The following is a 19,198-nucleotide window of genomic DNA, read 5'->3' as shown; positions in this document are numbered from 1 at the left end:
TCCGTTCCTGTAGCAGTCTGCGTCTCAGCACGAGCGACACCCGCTCGTTCGGGGTTTCGAGGCATCTCTCCGATTCCGTGTTTCGGACGAGACGCCGTTTTTCCCGGTTACTATCACGCAGTGCTGGTTCATCGGTGGCCTATGCCGCTTAGTGGGGCAACGAGCGTCATCGTCAGACCTATATCATTAATTCTTTACGCTTTTAGAACTGTAATACTACTATCTCGTCACGAGAGCGAGTACTCGAGTTCGAACTCGTTCGTTACCCCCAGCGCGATGCTCGGGAGTTTCTCTTCGAACCACTCGTCGCTCATCCGGTTCGCCGGGCTGGCGACGCTGAATGCCCCGATGACACGGCCGTCCGGGCCGGTGACGGGAACTCCGACTGCCTTCACGCCTTGCAGTTGCTCTTCGCGGTTGAAGGAGTAGCCTCGGTCTCTGATCACGTCTAACTCCTCGTACAGTTCTTCCGGGTCGGTAATGGTGTTCTCGGTCCGCGCCGGAAGTCCCCATCGATCCACTATCTCCTCGACTTCGGGCGGAGAGAGACGGGACAACAGGGCTTTGCCGGCAGCCGTCTGGTGGAGGTAGAACCGCTTCCCGACCGTCGAGTAGTGCCACACCGCGTGCTTTCCCGAGAAGGTATGGAGGTAGACACCGCGGCCGTTCTCTTCGACCACAAACACGGCGCGGCACTCGGTTTCGGCGGCGAGTTGCTCGGTGTACGACTCCGCGATTCGGTACGACTCTTTGCGGTTGCGCACGTAGTCACCGAGATCCAAGAAGCGGAGGCCAAGTGAGTAGACGTCTCCCTCCTTGACGACGTACTCCTCTTCGACGAGTGTAGACAAGTGACCGTGAACCGTGCTCGCTGCTTTCCCCAGGTCGTCGGCCAGTTCCGTGACCCGCGCTCCGTCCACTTCGCGGAGGTGGTCGATTATCTCCAAGGTCGTCTTCGTCGACTTCAGCGTTCGGCTCCCGTCTGTGCTCATGGCACTTGGTACCACGAGTGTGTATATAAAATTCACTCTCGCCGAATCGTCGATTCTTCCGACGGACCACGACGTAAGATAATCGTGGATTGTGTGACAATTTCTCTCGTGGGTTCGGAAGCGAGGCCGAAATCCGAGCCGGGAAGTATATAATATCCGTCCCTCGCGAACTGATGACTTCGGTCGATTCTCCCGAGAATCTTCGCTACTTCGTTCCAGCATCACCGTTAGAAAGTGTGGATACGTAGGGGTATTCTCGCTATCGACGACTGAGTGGACGTCGATACTTCACATCGCGGAGCCCCCGCTTCCAAATCTCTCGGCGAGCATCCGCGGATACGCCCGAAAGCGTCAGAAGAAGCTCCGAGAACACCTGCTGAACGTACACCGGTGAGCGATTCCCGTTCGAAACCGCCTGTTCTGTCGCTCGACGTTAAGGGACGTTCGTGTACGATTCGGCGATGACGAATCACAGGATTCGTTCCGAGTCGCCCGATGGCAGCCACGAGAGTGGTCTGCGAGCAACGGACGCGAACTAGAGGCCGAGTATCTCTCGCGTCTCGGAGGGCGTCGCGACTGGTCGTTCCATCTCGTCGGCGATACGCGCCGTCCGGCGCACCAACTGGGCGTTGCTCTCTGCGAGTTCTCCCTTCCGGTAGTAGATGTTGTCTTCCATGCCAACGCGGACGTGTCCCCCGAGGGCGATAGACGACGTCGTGAGTGGAAGTTGGTGTCGTCCGAGTGCGAGCACCTGCCACTCGCTTTCTTCGGGGAGATTGTCGGCGAAGTTGATCACGTTTCTCGGATGTGCGGGCGTTCCGTTCTGCATCCCGAAGATGGTCGTGCACCAGTACGGCGGTTCGAGGAGGTCGTTCTCCACGAGGTGTTCCATCTCCGGGATGTGACCCGGATTGAAGAGTTCGAGTTCCGGCTTCACGTCGGCGTCGAGCATCGCCCGTGCGTACTCCTCGTTCTGTTCTCGCGTGTTCACCGCGGTCCGCGTCTGCCCGAAGTTGATGGGGCCCAGGTCGACCGTCGCCATGTCCGGGCGCGGTTCCGTCTCCAGAATCGGCGCGATTCGCTCCTCGCGCGACCAGATACCCCCGCCGCCGGTCGTGAAGTTCACGATGATGTCGTCGCAGTACTCGTCGATTGCGTCGCGGATGGCCTGAAACCGAGCGACGTCTTTCGTCCCGTTACCGTCGTCGTCGCGAGCGTGGATGTGCGCGATAGACGCCCCGGCCTCCTCGCACGCTTTGAGGTCCCGCGCTATCTCTTCGGGTTGCTCCGGGAGATTCGGATTCGCCTCCTTCCCGTGGTGTCCGCCGGTCGTCGCGACGCTGATTATCAGCTTCTTCTCGAAGTAGTCGCTGTATCCTTCGTAGGGCATTCGTCTGAGAATGCCGCCATCACGTATTTATAATTTTTGTAAATGTAGGTCGCGGCGGCGAGCGAGTCCTTCCGACTCTCGCGTCGGGTATCGTTTCGCTGTCTCGAACTGTCTTCTTCCCTCGACGTTCTCACGTGAGACTGCGCACATCCATCACGAATGATGGTTCGAGTAGCAGTAGTTTTATCACGGAGAGTATGTGATTCAGTCCATGGTCGTAGATAGCACAGCAATCGTGACCGGCGGGGGGTCGCGGTATCGGCCAAGCCATCTGTGAGAAACTCGCGTCGGAGGGCGTAGACGTCGTCGTCGCCGACATCGACGAAGGAGTGACGGGTGAGACCGAGCAACTCGTAGAGGCACGAGGCCAACGCGCGCTCAGCGTCGAAACCGACGTGAGCAACGAAGAAGACGTATCGGACCTCGTCGAAACGGTTCTCGACGAGTTCGGCTCGATCGAGATACTCGTCAACAACGCCGGCATCGCCGGGCCGACGAACCCCTGCGAAGACGTCGAACCGTCTGAGTGGGATGCGACGATGAACGTCAACTTACGTGGACCGTTCTTGCTCTGTCGCGAAGTCATCCCCACGATGAAGGAACAATCGTACGGACGAATCGTCAACATCGCCTCCGTAACCGGAAAGAAACCGCTGTTGAACCGGACGCCGTACGCGGCGGCGAAGATGGGCCTCATCGGCCTCACTCGAACACTCGCACTCGAATTGGGAACCCACGACATCAACGTGAACGCCGTCTGTCCGGGGTCGGTAGACGGGCCTCGAATCGACCGGGTGTTCGAGAAACAGGCGGAAGCGACCGGACGAACGTACGACCAAGTCCGCTCCGAAGTGGAGTGCCAGAGTCCGCGGAACGAACTCGTTCAGCGCGAAGACATCGCAGACGCAGTCGCGTACCTCTGCTCCGAAGAGTCGAAGCGAATCACTGGCCAAGACCTCAACGTCTCTGCGGGCAAAGTGATGTACTGAACAGGAACGAGTCGAAATCGCTCACCGCTCGTGTCCGCGTCTCCGACTCTCGGCGGACGTTCAGGGTCGACGAGTCGCGAATACACGCCATACTATACAAAAGACCATGACGAATACCCAAATCTATTTATACCTTGGTAGAAATTGACGAAGTGAAGCGATATGGCTCGGGATAGCAACAATCAGTCTAGACGGAAATTTCTGAAAACGACCGCAGCAACAGGTACGGCAGCGACCCTCGGTGGGTTGGCCGGTTGTACTGGTGCTGGAGGATCGGGCTCCGGCGGCCAAGAGAACGGCAGTTCGGACGAGACCGGTTCGGGCGGGAGCGGTAGCTCGGACGGCGGAACCTCGATGGCCACGATAACTCGACTCTCGAACGCGTACTGGGGGTCCTGGGTCAAGGGGTACGAAGAGGCCGCCGAAGCACTCGGTTACGATACGAACGTCCAACTGAACGAAGGGAAGCTCAGTAAACAGATCCAACAGGTGGACACCGCCATCGCGAACCAGACCGACCTCGTGATGGGACAGGCCTTCACCAACTCGGGCGTTCCCCCACTCGCGGAGGCGTGTGTCGACGCCGGTGTCCCCCTCGTCATGCTGTGGACGATAGACAAGTGGTACACGCCGCAGGACGCGGGCGACGAGTTCGTCCAGTTCTTCATGCCCAACGCCATCAACAACGGGTACACGGCGGCGAAAGCGCTCTTCGAGGCGATGGGCGGATCTGGGAACATCGTTCACATCGAAGGTGTGCGCGGAAACGCGGCGAACACCGGCCGAAACATCGGGCTCGACAAGGCGATGGAGGAGTACCCCGACATCGAACTCCTCGCCCCGCCGCAGCAGGGCCGATGGGTGAAGTCCGAATCGCGCAAGGTGATGTCCGACTTCGTCTCCCAGTTCGGCGACGATATCGACGGCGTGTTCGGACAGAACGACGCCGTGGGACTCGGCGCGTTGACCATCGCCGAGGAGAACGACTTAGACATCGAAGTGGTGGGTATAGACGGGATTCCGGAGGCGCTCGGCCTGGTCGAAGAGGGTCGGTTCACGGCGACAGTCTCGTCGCTCGGTCCGTGGCAAGGTGGCTGGTGCCTCGTCAAAGCGCACGACTTCGCCAACGGCTGGCGTCCCAAGGACGGCGAGCGAATGATGCTCCACGGGAGTCCGCTCTGCGTGGAGGAGACGAGCGACTTCGACATGATCGAGACGCTCCCGGTCCTCGACGCCGGAAACTTCAACGAACTCATCTTCGAGGGCGATTCGACGCCGTACGACTGGGAGAAGATGTCGGTCACCGAGGCGGGCGAGGACAACTGGGACCCGCAGAACTCGCTCGTGCCCATCCGAAAAGAGGACATGGTCGAACCCGGTCTCTTGGAGTGGAAGGACAAAAACAAACCGAGCGGATACGAGATTCCGGACGCGTACTCCGACACCGCGGCCCTCGACGAAGTCGAGCAGATGTACGCGGACCACTTCCAGAACAACCCGCTCACTCAGTCTTGAGACGAGAGCTCGACGTTCACACATGTCACAGAAAATGCCACAACGCACCGAAAAAACGGGTCAGTCCGACGCCACAGAGCACAGAGAGACGAGCCTCCTCGTAGACGACGTCTCGAAGTCGTTTCGACACGTGACGGCACTCGACGGTGTCTCGCTACGCATCGACCGTGGAGAGGTCGTCGGCTTGGTCGGGGAGAACGGCGCGGGAAAGAGCACCCTGCTCAACATCCTGACGGGCGTCTTGGACCCAGACCGCGGTGAGATATCAATCGACGGACGTCCGGTGGAACTCTCGGGGCCGAGCGACGCCGCAGAACACGGCGTCTCGTTAGTGCACCAAGAGCAGGACGTGATTCCCAACCTCCGGGGGTACGAGAACCTCTTCCTCGGGGACGAGCGGTCGACACTCGGTGTCCTCGACCGGACGGCGATGAGCGAGGCCGCCGAAGACGTGATCGACAGACTCGGTATCGACCTCGACGTGGACGCCTTCGTCAAAGATTACAGCTTCAACGAACGCCAGATGCTCGAGATTGCGAAGGCGTTTCACCGGTCGAGCAAGTCCGACCACCCGGTCATCCTCCTCGACGAACCGACGGCCGGTCTCGAGGAGGCCGGTCGTGAGATCCTCTTCGAGCGAATCGACGAACTGCGGGACCAGGCGACGTTCGTCTTCGTCTCGCACGAACTCGACGAGGTTCTCAGCATCTCGGACCGCATCTACGTCCTCAAAGACGGGGAACTCGTCGACGAGCGAGTTGCGTCAGAGACGACACCGGACGAACTCCAACAGAGCATGGTCGGACGAGAGTCATCGGCGGAGTACTACAAGATTCCCGACCAGCGGTCGGAGGATTCGCTCGGCGAGACCGTCTTGTCCGTCGACGGGGTCCAGTATCAAGACCAGATCGGCCCCGTCTCGTTCTCCCTGCGCGAAGGCGAGATATTCGGCATCGTCGGCGTCGAAGGGTCCGGAAAGGAGAGGCTCGGCCGAATCCTCGCCGGGGACCTCTCCCCGACCGAAGGCACGATTACCGTGGCGGGTCAGGAGTGCAGCGCGAACTCCGTCGAGTCGATGGTCGACGCGGGCGTCGGCTACGTTCCGAAAGACCGGAAATCGGAGGGGCTGCTCCTCTACCAGTCGGTCCTCAGGAACACGTCGCTCGCGCTGATTCAGGGTATGAACGGACGACTCCCGTTACTCGACCTCGACCTCGAGACCGAGGTGACGGCCGACGCCATCGAAGAACTGAACATCAAGACGCCGGGTGCGGACGCACTCGTTCACGGGCTGAGTGGCGGCAATCAGCAGAAGGTCGTCCTCGCGCGGTGGTTGGCGCGCGACTCGCCGGTGCTGGTGGTCGACAACGTGACCCGCGGAATCGACGTCGGCGCAAAAGAGGAGGTGTACCGCCTCTGCCGTGAACTCACCGAGAAGGGAGTCTCTATCGTGTTCATCGGAGACGAACTGCAGGAGGTCATCGGAATGTCGAACAGGATCGGAATCATGCGCAAAGGGAAGATGTCGGACAAGGTCGTGAACGCGTCGCCGGAGGCGAAGCCGACCGAAGAAGAACTGATAGCCGAGATGATCTAACAATGAGTTCAGGCACGAACACGAACCCGATAGCCGTCTGGATCGACGAACAGCGAGAGAAGCGCACGAGACAGGACTGGATCATCGACGTCGGTCCGTTCGCGATGCTGTTGGTTCTGGGAGTCCTCTTCACGGCACTGTCGGAGAACTTCTTCACCTACGGCAACCTCATCAACAACGTCGCCAAGAACAGCGCGTTCCTCCTCTTGGTCGCGTTGGCGGGGACGTTCCCCATCCTACAGCAGAGTATCGACCTGTCCGTCGCGCAGTTGGTCACGCTGACGGGCGTGGTCACCGCGGTGCTCATTCCCGACTTCGGCGTCCTAGCGCTTCCGATCGCGGTGGTCGTCGGGATGATGGCGGGCGCGTTCAACGGCCTCGTCTTCACGAAGCTCAAAGTTCCGTCCTTCCTGGTGACGCTCGGGACGCTCTCGATCATGGGCGGTCTCTCGCTCATCGTCACCGACGGGTCCTCGATAACGTTCCGCAACGACATGGTTCGCGACATCGCCACCGGGGAGTGGATTCCGTTCGTCCCGAACCTCGTGCTGTGGGGGCTGGTGTTCTACGTGTTCACCGTCTTCCTCGCGTGGCGGACGAAGTTCGGACGCTACTGTTTCGCCCTCGGCGAGAACGAGCGTGTCGTCGAACTCGCTGGCGCGAAGGTCGACCGGTACAAGATCTATCCGTTCGTCCTCTCGGGCTTGCTCTGTGGCGTTGCCGGTGCGCTGTTGGCGGCTCGAATCTCGTCGGGGTCTGCGAGCATGGGCGAAGGGATGTTACTGCCCAGCATCGCGGCCATCGTCATGGGCGGGACCGCCCTCACCGGAGGCGTCGGTGGTCCACACCGAACGATCCTCGGGGTGCTCGTCATCGCCGTGCTACAGAACGGGATGAATCTCACCGCCGTCGACCCGTTCGTCCAGGAGATAATCCTCGGCGTCGTCGTCGTCGCGGCGGTGGCTCTGTCGATAGACCGTCGCAAGATAGACGTCGTGAAGTGACGTCGCTGGACGGTCCGCGTCGGAGACTTCCCCTCCGGCGCTGAGTTCGACGCGCCCTCGGGCCGCACCTTCTACGGTTTGCGGATGAAAAACGGACGCACTACTCGGCGGGCGACTACGCTTCAGAGTTACTGTATATCCGTTCGTGACTGTGCGAGTATATTTCGAGGAGATTTCCGTAGGGGTCACGGCAGTACGTGAGCGTGTAGGTGTCGTCGTCCTCGAATATCTCCCAGACCTCCGAGTAGTGGTCGCCGCCGTGTTCGTCGATTCGTCGGGCGAGTGCTTCCACGTCGGGGTCTATCACGCAGAGGTGGAACAGACCCGGGTTCGTCGGATCCGCGTCCGAGTTGCCCGCAGTCGACTCGAACTCGAAGAGTTCGACGCCGATTTGATTCCCCGTCGCGAGGTGGGCCAGTTGCATCTCCTCGAAGTCTCCGAGGAGGTTCGCCGCCTGCGACCGGCGTATCCCTCGTCGGCGACGACGGTTTCCGGCCCCCTCACGTGGGAGAATCCGAGGACGGTCGTGTACCAGTCGATAGCTTCGTCGATGTCCGGCACCGTGAGGCCGACGTGGGCGAGGCCCCGGGGGTACTGCTGTCGAGACATGCTTGTGAATGACTGTCTATCTGCGTAATATACTTTCCGCCGCGGTGTGCGTGACCGAACCATCGTACGAGTAACTCGGGACGGACAGCGAGGCGCACCGCTACCGCTCTCTGCGGTTCGACGGGCGTTCGAGAATAGCGTGTCGCGAGTTCGGCGATGCCGAGCGAGGACTGTCTGGTGGCAGCAGAGAGCGTTTACTCCGCCCACGGGACGCCGTCCACCCTCTCTTCCTCGCTCGGGTCGACCGTCCTGAACTCCTCCTCGATGTCGTCGATGCGTCGACACTCCTCCTCGGAGAGTTTCAGCGCCAGCGACCCGTAGTTGTCCCGGATGTGGTCGCCGGAGGCCTTCGGTATCGCACAGACGTTCTCTTTCTCGAACAACCACGCCAGCGTCACCTGTGCGACACTGACGCCGTGGTCGTCGGCGACGGCTTGCAGGACGGGGTCGCCGAACACCTCCCCCTGTGCGAGCGGAGAGTACGCCACGAGGTGATGGTCGTGGCGCCGGGCGTACGCGCGGAGTTCGGTCTGCGGGAGGAACGGATGCATCTCGACTTGGTGAGCGACGAGCGGCGCTGTGAGCCGCTCGCGTGCCTCGTCGAGGAGTGCCGGCGTGAAGTTGCTCAGACCAACGCCTCGAATCTTCCCCTCGTCGTAGAGTTCGTCGAACGCGCCGAGCGTCTCTTCGGGGTCGTAGGCGTTCGTCGGCCAGTGGACGTAGAGCAGGTCGACCGTCTCGACACCGAGTCGGTCGAGGCTCTCCGCGGCCGTTCGTTTCACGTCCTCGGCACCGAGGTTCCGCGGGAGGACTTTCGTGGCGATGGTCACGTCTTCTCGGGGGACCTCGCTCCGTTCGAGACCGCGTCCGACGACGTCTTCGTTCTCGTACCACTGGGCCGTATCGACGTGTCGATATCCCGTCTCTAGCGCAGTCACGATCGTCGAGGGGTCGGTGACACCGACGGTCCCGAAGCCGAGTCTCGGTAGCTCGTACTGAGGCATGCTCCTCTATCTCGAACGGGCGTAAAAACAGTATCGCAGCCGAGAGGGTCGACTCGCCGACAACGACGCGCTACGGTTCGACGAGGACCTTCACGTGGTCGCTCTCGGGGTCGACGAGGTCCTCGAAGCCGTCTTCGACGATGTCTTCCAGGTCGATGCGTGCCGTTATCATCGGCTCGGGGTCGAACCTGCCGTCCGCCAAGAACCGCGTGACCATTCGAAACTCGCGGTCTGCGAGGGGTCCGCTGAGGTAGCCGTTGGACCCGTTGATGGTCCGTTCGACGACGACGAGGTCGTTCGGCGTCAACCCGACGTCACTGTTCGAAATTCCGACGGCGGTGATCTGTCCGCCGCGCTTCGTGCTCTCTATCGCGGCGGTGAACGTCGGTTCGATTCCGACCGCCTCGAAGGCCACGTCGACGCCGCCGTCTGTCGCGTCGGTAATCGCTTTCACCGCGTCCGTCGACGTCGGGTCGAGCGTCGTCGTCGCGCCGACTTCGGCGGCGATCTCTCGCCGCGTGGTCCGGGGTTCGGAGACGAAAATCTCCGTCGCGCCCGCCGCCTTCGCCGCCTGGACGATGGCGAGACCGATGGGTCCCGACCCGAACACCGCCACGGCGTCGCCGGCCTCGAGTCCCGACCGGCGCGTGGCGTGCACGCCGACGGCGAACGGTTCGACCAGCGCGCCGTACGCGACCGGAATCTCCTCGGGGAGCGAGACGACGTTGGCCGCCGGAACGACGGCCCGTTCCGAGAACCCACCACTGTCCGCCGACAGGCCGACGTTCGCGACCGATTCACAGAGGTTGTGCCGCCCCTCGGCACAGTACCGACAGTCTCCGCAGACGATGGCCGGATTGACCGTCACCGCTGTTCCCTCCGTGACAGACGTGACGTCGGTCCCGACTTCGGTAACGATGCCGCTGAACTCGTGGCCCAGTGGCACCGGGAGACCGACGCCCGTCAAGGGATGTTCGGCGTCCGCGCTCGGTGTGAGGTCCGGACCGGCGGTGTACTCGTGGATGTCTGTACCGCAGATACCGCACGCCTCGACGTCGATTCGGACTTCGTCGGCGGCGAGCGCTCGTTCTTCGACGGACTCTACACGAAGGTCTTCTCGACCGTAGTAGTTTGCGACCCGCATTGTCACTACTCAACACGGTGTATCGGTATAAAAATTCGTCCGGTCGGCGAACCACTACTCCTCAGTTGGGACGAACGCTCGCCGACGCACAGCCGTCTTCTCGGTGGACGCACGCAATCGAGCGGCTTGCACCCCGTACGAGTCGGAGCGAGTCAGTCGGCCGACTGTGGCTCGTTCACGTGGTCGTCGGGGACCGTCCCGTCCGCGTTCCAGTCACGCTGTGCGTAGTAGTCGTCGAGGGCGGCTTCGAAGTCCGGGAGGTCGTACGGGAGGGTGTCGTCGGCACGGTCGAACCCTCGCTGGTTGTTGAAGTGCCGCTCTAGCTCCACGACCCTCGACCCGACGGCGAGGAGATCGTCGTAGTCCGCCTCGAACAGTCCTTCGTACCGTTCGGGGGTCATGAAGCTCCGTGAGAAGCGACAGATGATGCCGCAGTCCTCCAGCGCGCGTGCGTTCTCCTGTTCGACGATATGCGGTGCTTTGCCGTCGAGACCGGTCGGGTCCAACGCGCTCTCGCGGTCCACGAGGGGATACTCCCACGCGTACAGCGTCGTGAACATGTGGTCGGCCCCGCGGTTCGCGACGGCGTAACTCAGACCCTGTCCGTTCAGGGTCCGACCGTCGTGCGCGGCGAACGAGAGTCCCTTGACGGTCCAGTTATCGACGCCCAGTTCGTCGTGGAAACGAGCGATACCCTCCGCGAGGACGTCGCCGTCTCCCTCGCGGTAGGCTATCTTCTCGACCATCTCGTGAATCAAGTCGGCGTTGCCGAACTCGTCTTCGGCCGCCAAGTACGCGGCCACGGCGTTCCCGCACGAGATGGTATCCACGCCGTAGCGGTCGCAGAGTTCGTTCGACTTCATCACGTCGACGACGTCGTCGACGCTGCAGTTCGATCCGAACGACATCACCGTCTCGTACTCCGGGCCCTCCGTCTCCACGCCGCGTTCTTCGTCCTTGGTGGGGAGCTTACAGGCGAACGCACACGACGAGCACGTTCCGCGCTTGTACTTCTTCTCGCCCACTCGGTCGCCGTTGATTCCCTCGACGCCCTCGAACTGTAGCTCCGAGAAGTAGCGAGTCGGCAACGCCGACACCTCGTTGGCGAGGCTGGTGACGCTCGTCGTCCCCTGTTGCTTCATGATGTGGTCGCTCGTCGCCGCCTCGCGGTGGACGTCCATCTGAATCGGCGGTATCTCAGCCTCGCGCCGAGAGTCTCCCTCGAACGTGACCGCCTTCACGTTCTTCGAGCCGAGAACTGCGCCGAGGCCACCTCGTCCGAATGCGCGGCTTTCGGTCGTCATGATGGACGCGAACCGTACGAGATTCTCACCGGCGGGCCCGATACAGGCGACGTGCTCTTCGGAGAGGCCGTGCGTCTCCTCGACGTACTCGGTGATTTCCGGCACCGTCGCCTCTTCGAGGTCCGGGACGGCCTCGAACTCGACACCCTCGTCGGTGACGTGGACGACGACCAACTCGTCGCTCTCGCCAGTGACTTCGACGGCGGCGTATCCCGCGTCGGCGAAGTTTCTCGACATGAACCCACCAGCGTTCGACGAGAAGAGGCCACCCGTGAGCGGTGAGACCGCAGTACAGTTCATCCGTCCGGTGAAGCTCATGTTCGACGTCTGCATCGGTCCGGTCGAGAAGAACAAGCTGTTCTCCGGGCCGAGGGGGTCGGCGTCGAACGGAATTCGGTCGTGTGCGAGGCGGGTCGCCACGCCGCGCCCGCCGATGAACGATTCGAGGACGTCGTCGACGTCGGTCTCTTCGGTCGTTCTCGCTCCAACGTCGACCGTCAACAACGGTCCAGAGACGTGTAGCATACGAGAACAACACGCACACTCCGTATTAAAAATACCTAGCAATCGGACCCGGAGGAACGTCGCTCGCTGCGGTCAGGCGGTCACGCCGCCGTCTACGACGAGATTGTGCCCCGTCACGTACGACGACTCGTCGCTCGCCAGGAACAGTACGCGTCCGCGACTTCTTCTGGTTGTCCTGCCCGCCCGAGCGGAGTCTGTGCCACTAGTCCACCCGCCGTGTCGCCGTCCTCCTTCGTCATCGCCGTCTCGATGATGCCGGGGTTAACTGCGTTCACGCGGACGCCGTCCGGCCCCGTTTCGACCGCTACCTGCCGAGTCAGGTTCGTGACGGCTCCCTTCGAGGTGCAGTACAGCGAGGAGTTCTCCAACCCTCTGATTCCCCCGATAGAGGACATGTTGATTATCGAGCCGCTTCCCTGGACTCGCATCACCTCGACGGCGGCCTGACAGCCGAAGTAGACGCCCCGGACGTTGATACCCATCAACCACTCGAAGTCGTCGACCGTCGCCTCGGTGATGGGGAGTTGTCGTTCGACGCCGGCGTTGTTCACCATCACGTCGAGCGACCCGTACGCGTCGACGGTGGCGTCGACGGCCGCACGGAGGTCCTCGATGGACGTGACGTCCGTCTGGACGAACTGCGCATCGCCGCCCGCGTCGCGAATCACCTCGTGCGTCGGCTCCCCGCCGAGTCGCGGGTCGGTTCGGACGTCCGCAACAGTCACCGCCGCTCCTTCTTCGGCGAACCGCCGAGCGATCGCCCGACCGTTGCCCGACGACCCACCTGTCACTACCGCCGCTTTCCCGTCGAGTCTGCCTGTCATACTGTACCAAACGTTGGCTATCGCGGTCACATAAACGTTGCTTCCTCACCGACGGGGGAGCGACGTGTCTGCCCGGCCGAGACGCGCGCGGGCGTCCCTCAGAACGCGTCGTTCTACGGCCGTTCGGACGTCGTTCGCCCCGCTGATTCCGCTCTGTGAGGACCCGCCGAACGGCGTCTCGCTTCCGCCCGTTCCTCCCCGTCTTGTTCCGTCCCCACCCCTCCCGCCCCGAGTCGACGGCACCGTAGGGTGGTTTCGTCCGAGCGAGTTGGGGGAGTGTTCGAGAGTGGAGGTGTTGTACCGACCCAAATCCTTATTATTCATTATATACATGGTTCGAGTGCGATGTTAGACAACGGAACGTTGGTAGTGGACTCTGTTTCCCACTGCTTCAACCACACCCCGGAGAACCACAAGCACGCGAACGCTCAACGATGGGACGACGAGACGTTCGACCTCGGCGAGAAACTCCTGCCCGACAGTCACGTCCCCTCCGAGGAGGTGTTCTACCGCGACCACCAACCCGAGGAACTGGCTCGTCTGCTCTTCCTCGAGAGTCAGATCGACTACACGGTGTACCACTCGCTGCCGCTGGACGACTACTTCCACGACGGCTACGTCTCCCGGGAGAAGGGCTTCGAGTTCCGCGACCAGAACCCCGAGCGAGTCGGAATGTACGTCGACATCAACCCGCTCGAAGACGACGCGGTCGACCAGGTCGAGTACTACGTCAACGAGAAAGACGTCGACGGCATCAAACTCTACCCCGCCCGGTACCAGAACGGTCAGGACCTCTCGCTCCAACTGAACGAGCGCTCCGTCCAACCGATACTCGACAAGGCCGACGAACTCGACGTCGACACCGTCGGCATCCACAAGTTCATCCCGTTCGCGAAGGCCCCGACCAAGTACTTCCGCATCGACGACGTGGAGGAAGCCGCGAACAAGTACCCCGACCTAAACTTCGAGGTCATCCACGTCGGGTTCTCCTTCCTCGAGGAGACCATCTGGGCGATGGCGAGCAACGACAACGTCTACGCGAACCTCGAAAACACCGCGTGTCTGGTGAACACCCGTCCGCGGAAGTTCGCCAAGATAATGGGAGAACTGCTCTACTGGGTCGGTTCGGACCGCATCCTCTTCGCCAGCGGTGCGACGGCACTGCATCCACAGCCACCCATCGAGGGTATCTGGGACCTCGAGATGCCCGAAGACCTGCAGGCACAGTACGACTACCCCGACATCACCCAAGAGGACAAAGAGAACATCCTCGGGAAGAACGCCCTCGAACTCCTCGGCAAGGACCCCGACCAACTTCGCCGCGACATCGAAGACGACCGGTGGGCGAAGGCGCGCGAGGAACTCGACCAGTACCCCGCCGAACCGTGGTCTAGCTACGACGTTCCCGCCCCACAAGCATGAGTTCCAGCAGCCACGTCACCCCGGACGAAGAGTTCACGAACGAACGCAAGGAGCGAATCAAGGACGAACTCGGGAAGGTCCTCGACCCGTGTAGCTGTATGAGCGACCATCCCATCAGCATCCTCGACCTCGGACTCGTCGAGAACATCGACGTAGATAGCGACGTCGTCCACGTCGACTTGCTCTTGACCTCACAGCTGTGCACGTACTTCCTCGACATGAGCGACGAGATCGTAGAGCGCGTCGAGGGGTTAGAGGGAATCGAGCGCGTGGAGGTCCATCAGGACACGAGCGGACAGGTGTGGACGCCCGACCGGATGTCGGAGAACGAACGACAGACGCGCCGCGAACGACTCCGGACGCGCATGGAGGAGGCGGGCATCGAACCGTACGCGAAACGAACCAACTGACGGACTCAGTCGCAGCGTCTGTCCCGACGACTGAGAGCTCACGGTCCTCGATTCCCGTGTCGAGGCCTTCTGCGGCGACGACGATTCAGGAGTAGTGGCATCGCCGTCTCTCGTGCGCGCGGCGAATATACGTCGAGTGGAGACCGGTGCGAGTCGCGGAGCAGGTACCGAAACGAGAGCGGAAGGGACGGGCCGGAGCCGAACGCGGGAATCTACCGCGCCGACTCCACTTCTTCGAGCGCCTCCGGGTTCTCGATGCTGCTCATGTCGCCGAATTGCTCGCCCTGATAGATGGCGGAGATGGCGCGGCGGATGATCTTCCCCGACTGCGTCTTCGGGAACTCCGAGACGAACAACAACTCCCGCGGACGGAACGGCTTCCCGTGTTCCTCGCCGACGAGTTCGCGGAGTTCCGCGCGGAGTCCGTCCGAAGGCTCGACGCCGTCTTCGAGGACGACGTAGGCGACGACGGCCGTCCCCGTCGTCTCGTCGTCGACGCCGACGGCAGCCGCCTGGTTCACCGCGTCGTGTTCGATGAGGACGCCCTCTATCTCGGCGGGGCCGACCTTCCGACCGGCAACGTTGAGAGCGTCGTCCGCCCGGCCGTGGAGGAACCAGAGGCCGTCCTCGTCCTTCTGCGCCCAGTCGCCGTGGTCCCAGAGACCTTCCCACGTCGACCAGTACTCCTCGAGGTAGCGGTCGTCACCCGACCACAGCGACTTCGTCGTCGACGGGCAGGAGTCGCGCGCGACCAGGTGGCCCCGTTCGTGCGCGTCGGCGATGCTCTCCCCGTCGTCGTCGACGATGTCGACGTCCATCCCGAGTCCCGGCCCGCCGAGCGTGCACGGCTTGAGCGATTGGATTGGCATCGGCATGAGGAAGCACCCGCAGATTTCGGTCCCTCCGGAGATGTTGATGATTGGCGCTTCGCCCCCGCCGACGTTCTCGTAGAACCACATCCACGACTCGGGGTCCCACGGTTCCCCGGTGGATCCGAGGAGTCTGAGCGACGAGAGGTCGTGTGCCTCTACGTACTCGTCGCCGTGCTTTCGGAGCGAGCGTATCGCAGTCGGCGAGACACCGAACACGGTGAGGCCGTGGCGGTCGATCATCTCCCAGAAGCGGTTCGGGTCCGGGTAGTCCGGTGCGCCCTCGTACATGAAGATGGTCCCGCCGAAGGTGTGGTTGCCGATGAGCGTCCACGGCCCCATCATCCAGCCGATGTCCGACACCCAGAAGAACCGGTCCGAGGGCTCGTGGTCGAAGCCGAAGTGTATCTCCTTGGCCGTCTGCATCTGCACGCCCGCGTGCGTGTGGACGATTCCTTTCGGCGTGCCAGTCGTTCCGGAGGAGTACAGCAGCATCGACTCTCGGTTCGCGTCGAGTTCCTTCGTCTCGTACGCGCCGGCCTGCGACTCCACGGCGTCGTCCCACCACTCGTCGCGGGTTTGGTCCCACGGGACGTCGACCCCGAGTCGGTCGAAGACGATGGTGTGTTCGACGTAGCCCGCCGCTTCGATGGCGTCGTCGGCGGTCCCTTTGAGCGTCAGTTCGCTCCCGCGGCGGGAGAACCCGTCGCCCGTGAAGAGGACCGAACACTCCGAGTCCGCGATTCGGGTGGCCGCGGCGTCGACGCCGAAGCCGGAGAAGATGGGGACTGCGATGGCTCCGACTTTGAAACAGCCGTAGAGGATGGAGACGACTTCGGGCACCATCGGCATGTACAACCCGACGGTGTCGCCCGTCTCGATTCCCCGTTCTTCCAGCGCGTTGGCCACCTTGTTCGACTGCCGGTGGAGTTCGTGGTAGGTTACCTCGCGGACGTCTCCCTGTTCGCTCTCCCAGATGGTGGCGACTTTGTTCCGCGTCTCGCTGTCGACGGCGGCGTGTCTGTCGAGGACGTTGTGGGCGATGTTCATCCTCCCACCGGGGTACCACTCGGTGAACTGCGGGCCCTCCGAGTCGTCTCGGACCGCGTCGTACTCCTCGTAGAACTCGACGCCGAGGTAGTCGACGAGTTCGTCCCAGAACCACTCGACGTCGCCGTTCGTCGTCTCGAGTAGGTCGTCGTAGTCGTCGATGCCGTACTCCTGCATGAACCGCCAGACGTTCGTCGATTCGACGAACTCGTCGGACGGTTCGTGCACTACTGATGTCTCTTCGGGAGGCTCGGCTGGCATGGTTGCGCGTGAGACAACCTCGCGCAGCATCCAATATAAATTATCGGACTGAAAGCGACGTTCGTCGAGGAGAGCAGCCTCCGGCCCTGCTCGGAGGACTACTCGAACCGACCGGTCGATTTGTACTCTCGCCCGAGTTCGACGTAGTGTTCGTGCACGCGCGATATCTCGTCGCGTTGAGCGTCGCTGAGGGGTTTCGTCTCCGCGGGCGCGCCGTAGGCGAGGTGACCCTCGGGAATCGTCTGGTCCTGCAGGACGACGGACCCGGCGGCGACGATGCAGTTCGACTCCACCGTCGCGCCCTTGAGGACGGCGCTCTGCATCCCGACGAGGGAGTGGTCCCCGACGGTAGCGAAGTCGACGACGACGTTGTGACCGACGGTCACTTCGTCGCCCAACGTCGCCCCGTGCAGCATCGAGAACTCCTGGACGTTCGTCTCCTCACCCACCGTCACCGGGCCACCGTCTCCCCGCAGGCAGACGAACGGCCACAGACTCGCTCGCGGGCCGACAGCCACGTCACCGATCAGGTACGCCTTCTTCGACGTGAACGCCGAGTCCGCGACGAACGGTTCTTCTCCGTAGAGTCTCTCTCGCATCGTCTGTGTCTCCGTCTTGGGCTCTGTATCGTTGGTTTCCGTCTCGTCGTTCATCGGATGATCACCGAGGCCGAAGGACCACGATTCGCTCGTCTTCCTGTCCGGAGCGTTCGACGCCTGGTTCCACGATGGTCCCGCGTTCGACGTCGTCGTACTCGACGCCGCGCAGTCGGCCGGTGACGCGCACCGTCCCGAAGTCCGCGATGGCGACGGCGACGGCGTCTTCGTGGGAGAAGCGCGGCGCAGGGACGGTTATCTCGGTGTACGTCTCGACCGTCCCCGACGCCGGCAACGGCATCCGTTCGAGGGTGGTCGATCCGCACGTCTTGCAGACCCGTCGCGGCGGGAGCCACCCGTGTCCCTCCGGACAGACGAGGGAGAACCCGTCGCCCGACGCGACGGCGTCCAGCCACGTCTCGTGGTCGACGGGCTTCGCGCCGCCGGCCTCGCGGGACGCGTCAGCGGTCACGCGTCCACCTCCACGACGTGGACGACGGCGCTGGCGACGGTTCCGCCCGCGTTGTGTGCGACGCCGACGCTGGCGTCGGCGACGGCGTCACTCATCGGGTGGTCGCCCCTGAGCAACCGCGTTAGTTCGACGAGTTGGGCGACGCCGGTTGCGCCGACGGGGTGCCCTTTGGCTTTCAACCCGCCGGAGAGGTTCACCGGACGGGCGCCGTCGGCGGTGGTCTCGCCGTCGGCGGCGGCCCGGATTCCACCTCCCGAATCGTAGAAGCCGAGCGACTCGATGGCGAGTACCTCGGCGATGGTGAAGCAGTCGTGGACCTCGGCCACGTCCACGTCGCCAGCGGTGATACCGGCCTCCTCGTACGCGTCCGCCGCCGCCCGTTCCGCGGCGGGCGTCCGCGTGAGGTCCGCCCTGTCTTGGAGGGCGAGCGAATCCCCGCCCTGTCCGGATCCCGTCACGTTGACTGGCGCCGAGAGGTCGTTTTTCGGCCGCGTACGACTCACTGACGAGGACGGCCGCGGCCGCACCGTCGGTCACCGGACACGAGTCGTACAGGCCGAGGGGGTCGGCGATGGTCGGTGCGTCGAGGACGTCGCCGACGCTTATCTCGCGGCGGAACTGCGCGTACTCGTTGTCGACGGCGTTGGCGTGGTTCTTCACCGAGACGGCGGCCAGGTCCTCACGCGTCCCCCCGTGTTCTTCGAGGTAGGCCCGTGCCATCAGCGCGTACGCTCCCGGGAACGTCACGCCGATCCGACTCTCGAAGAGGTCGTCGGCCGCCATCGCCAGCGCTTCGGTGGCACCCGGCGTCCCGAGGTCGGTCAACGTCTCGACACCGCCGACGAGGACGACGTCCGCGTCGCCGCCACGGATCGACCGGACCGCTCCGCGGACGGCCGAACCGCCCGCGGCGCAGGCGTTCTCGAACCGCGTGGCGGGTGCGGTAATCCCCGCTGCGTCGGCCATGAGGGGCCCCTGATGGCCCTGGTTCTCTGCGACGTCCCCGACGAAGTTGCCCAGACACAGTCGGTCTACGTCCGCACGTGGGACGTCAGCGTCGGCGAACGCCGCCTCCGCGGCTTCCCCGAAGAGGTCGCGTCCGGTTCGACTCGGATGTCTCCCGAGCGGTGTCAGTCCGACACCAGCTATGCGAACTGGTTGCATTCGTCCTGTCGATACATAGCACGGATAGTAGGTGTTACGGTCCCACGGCGCCTCCCC

The 19,198-nt window shown here is 62.8% G+C and carries 16 protein-coding genes and 2 pseudogenes; 6 read left to right on the top strand and 12 right to left on the bottom strand.

Annotation, left to right across the window (positions count from 1 at the left end; genetic code table 11):
• Positions 1-227: 227 nt before the first annotated feature.
• Together GJ632_RS00160 and GJ632_RS00155 are read right to left on the bottom strand one after the other, a co-directional pair.
• Complete coding sequence (locus GJ632_RS00160; protein WP_191451444.1) at positions 228-992, bottom strand: IclR family transcriptional regulator; 765 nt, start codon at positions 990-992, stop codon at positions 228-230.
• Between the two features lie 535 nt (positions 993-1,527).
• Entirely contained in the window at positions 1,528-2,382 is an 855-nt protein-coding gene (locus GJ632_RS00155) for a 3-keto-5-aminohexanoate cleavage protein (protein ID WP_191451442.1), read from the bottom strand.
• Positions 2,383-2,639: 257 nt separating this feature from the next.
• Between GJ632_RS00155 and GJ632_RS00150 the strand changes: the two genes are divergently transcribed.
• From GJ632_RS00150 to GJ632_RS00135, 4 genes are all read left to right on the top strand, one after another.
• Positions 2,640-3,371 (top strand): SDR family NAD(P)-dependent oxidoreductase, encoded by a 732-nt coding sequence (locus GJ632_RS00150; protein WP_343160937.1) that lies wholly within the window; start codon positions 2,640-2,642, stop codon positions 3,369-3,371.
• A 162-nt stretch (positions 3,372-3,533) separates the two neighbouring features.
• Positions 3,534-4,886, top strand: coding sequence for a sugar ABC transporter substrate-binding protein (locus GJ632_RS00145; protein WP_191451440.1), 1,353 nt, complete (start codon positions 3,534-3,536; stop codon positions 4,884-4,886).
• A gap of 130 nt (positions 4,887-5,016) precedes the next feature.
• The gene (locus tag GJ632_RS00140) at positions 5,017-6,483 is read left to right on the top strand and encodes a sugar ABC transporter ATP-binding protein (protein WP_343160933.1); all 1,467 of its coding nucleotides are present in this window, start codon (positions 5,017-5,019) and stop codon (positions 6,481-6,483) included.
• A gap of 104 nt (positions 6,484-6,587) precedes the next feature.
• Complete coding sequence (locus tag GJ632_RS00135) at positions 6,588-7,487, top strand: ABC transporter permease (RefSeq protein WP_191451502.1); 900 nt, start codon at positions 6,588-6,590, stop codon at positions 7,485-7,487.
• 115 nt (positions 7,488-7,602) lie between these two features.
• Here GJ632_RS00135 and GJ632_RS24515 read toward each other — a convergent pair whose 3' ends face one another.
• From GJ632_RS24515 to GJ632_RS00110, 6 genes and pseudogenes are all read right to left on the bottom strand, one after another.
• A complete protein-coding gene (locus GJ632_RS24515) occupies positions 7,603-7,905 on the bottom strand; it encodes a VOC family protein (protein ID WP_394351765.1) in 303 nt (100 codons plus the stop codon).
• Entirely contained in the window at positions 7,791-8,096 is a 306-nt protein-coding gene (locus tag GJ632_RS25670; protein ID WP_394351764.1) for a VOC family protein, read from the bottom strand. Before GJ632_RS25670 ends, GJ632_RS24515 begins: the two co-directional genes overlap by 115 nt.
• Positions 8,097-8,290: 194 nt before the next feature.
• On the bottom strand, positions 8,291-9,100 hold the full coding sequence (locus GJ632_RS00125) for an aldo/keto reductase (RefSeq protein WP_191451438.1): 810 nt from the start codon (positions 9,098-9,100) through the stop codon (positions 8,291-8,293).
• Between the two features lie 70 nt (positions 9,101-9,170).
• The gene (locus GJ632_RS00120; RefSeq protein ID WP_191451436.1) at positions 9,171-10,244 is read right to left on the bottom strand and encodes a 2,3-butanediol dehydrogenase; all 1,074 of its coding nucleotides are present in this window, start codon (positions 10,242-10,244) and stop codon (positions 9,171-9,173) included.
• Positions 10,245-10,396: 152 nt separating this feature from the next.
• Entirely contained in the window at positions 10,397-12,073 is a 1,677-nt protein-coding gene (locus GJ632_RS00115) for an aldehyde ferredoxin oxidoreductase family protein (RefSeq protein WP_191451434.1), read from the bottom strand.
• Positions 12,074-12,211: 138 nt separating this feature from the next.
• Positions 12,212-12,897 (bottom strand): annotated as a pseudogene (locus GJ632_RS00110) (SDR family NAD(P)-dependent oxidoreductase); the annotation flags it as partial.
• A gap of 369 nt (positions 12,898-13,266) precedes the next feature.
• Here GJ632_RS00110 and GJ632_RS00105 point away from each other — a divergent pair.
• Both GJ632_RS00105 and GJ632_RS00100 read left to right on the top strand, forming a co-directional pair.
• The gene (locus GJ632_RS00105) at positions 13,267-14,319 is read left to right on the top strand and encodes an amidohydrolase family protein (RefSeq protein WP_343160932.1); all 1,053 of its coding nucleotides are present in this window, start codon (positions 13,267-13,269) and stop codon (positions 14,317-14,319) included.
• Complete coding sequence (locus GJ632_RS00100) at positions 14,316-14,729, top strand: iron-sulfur cluster assembly protein (protein ID WP_089810066.1); 414 nt, start codon at positions 14,316-14,318, stop codon at positions 14,727-14,729. The genes GJ632_RS00105 and GJ632_RS00100 overlap by 4 nt, the downstream gene beginning before the upstream one ends.
• A 212-nt stretch (positions 14,730-14,941) precedes the next feature.
• Here GJ632_RS00100 and GJ632_RS00095 read toward each other — a convergent pair whose 3' ends face one another.
• The 4 genes and pseudogenes from GJ632_RS00095 to GJ632_RS00080 form a co-directional block, all read right to left on the bottom strand.
• Positions 14,942-16,909, bottom strand: coding sequence for an AMP-binding protein (locus GJ632_RS00095; protein ID WP_191451430.1), 1,968 nt, complete (start codon positions 16,907-16,909; stop codon positions 14,942-14,944).
• Positions 16,910-17,007: 98 nt separating this feature from the next.
• Complete coding sequence (locus tag GJ632_RS00090) at positions 17,008-17,508, bottom strand: gamma carbonic anhydrase family protein (protein ID WP_191451428.1); 501 nt, start codon at positions 17,506-17,508, stop codon at positions 17,008-17,010.
• 61 nt (positions 17,509-17,569) lie between these two features.
• Positions 17,570-17,977 carry an OB-fold domain-containing protein gene (locus GJ632_RS00085; RefSeq protein WP_343160931.1) on the bottom strand — a complete coding sequence of 136 codons (408 nt, stop codon included), beginning with the start codon at positions 17,975-17,977 and terminating at the stop codon, positions 17,570-17,572.
• Positions 17,974-19,141 (bottom strand): annotated as a pseudogene (locus GJ632_RS00080) (thiolase domain-containing protein). The gene GJ632_RS00085 and the pseudogene GJ632_RS00080 overlap by 4 nt, the downstream one beginning before the upstream one ends.
• Between the last annotated feature and the right edge of the window lie 57 nt (positions 19,142-19,198).

The organism is Halogeometricum sp. CBA1124 (assembly GCF_009741955.1).
Taxonomy (GTDB): domain Archaea; phylum Halobacteriota; class Halobacteria; order Halobacteriales; family Haloferacaceae; genus Halogeometricum; species Halogeometricum rufum.
Note: the sequence above shows the minus strand (reverse complement) of the source record. Positions and strands in the feature narration are given on the sequence as shown.

What these genes read in the sequence shown, in the direction of transcription:
- GJ632_RS00160 (WP_191451444.1), bottom strand. Translation starts at nt 992, where the DNA reads ATGAGCACAGACGGGAGCCGAACGCTGAAGTCGACGAAGACGACCTTG.
- GJ632_RS00155 (WP_191451442.1), bottom strand. Translation starts at nt 2,382, where the DNA reads ATGCCCTACGAAGGATACAGCGACTACTTCGAGAAGAAGCTGATAATC.
- GJ632_RS00145 (WP_191451440.1), top strand. Translation starts at nt 3,534, where the DNA reads ATGGCTCGGGATAGCAACAATCAGTCTAGACGGAAATTTCTGAAAACG.
- GJ632_RS00135 (WP_191451502.1), top strand. Translation starts at nt 6,588, where the DNA reads ATGCTGTTGGTTCTGGGAGTCCTCTTCACGGCACTGTCGGAGAACTTC.
- GJ632_RS25670 (WP_394351764.1), bottom strand. Translation starts at nt 8,096, where the DNA reads ATGTCTCGACAGCAGTACCCCCGGGGCCTCGCCCACGTCGGCCTCACG.
- GJ632_RS00125 (WP_191451438.1), bottom strand. Translation starts at nt 9,100, where the DNA reads ATGCCTCAGTACGAGCTACCGAGACTCGGCTTCGGGACCGTCGGTGTC.
- GJ632_RS00120 (WP_191451436.1), bottom strand. Translation starts at nt 10,244, where the DNA reads ATGCGGGTCGCAAACTACTACGGTCGAGAAGACCTTCGTGTAGAGTCC.
- GJ632_RS00115 (WP_191451434.1), bottom strand. Translation starts at nt 12,073, where the DNA reads ATGCTACACGTCTCTGGACCGTTGTTGACGGTCGACGTTGGAGCGAGA.
- GJ632_RS00100 (WP_089810066.1), top strand. Translation starts at nt 14,316, where the DNA reads ATGAGTTCCAGCAGCCACGTCACCCCGGACGAAGAGTTCACGAACGAA.
- GJ632_RS00095 (WP_191451430.1), bottom strand. Translation starts at nt 16,909, where the DNA reads ATGCCAGCCGAGCCTCCCGAAGAGACATCAGTAGTGCACGAACCGTCC.
- GJ632_RS00090 (WP_191451428.1), bottom strand. Translation starts at nt 17,508, where the DNA reads ATGCGAGAGAGACTCTACGGAGAAGAACCGTTCGTCGCGGACTCGGCG.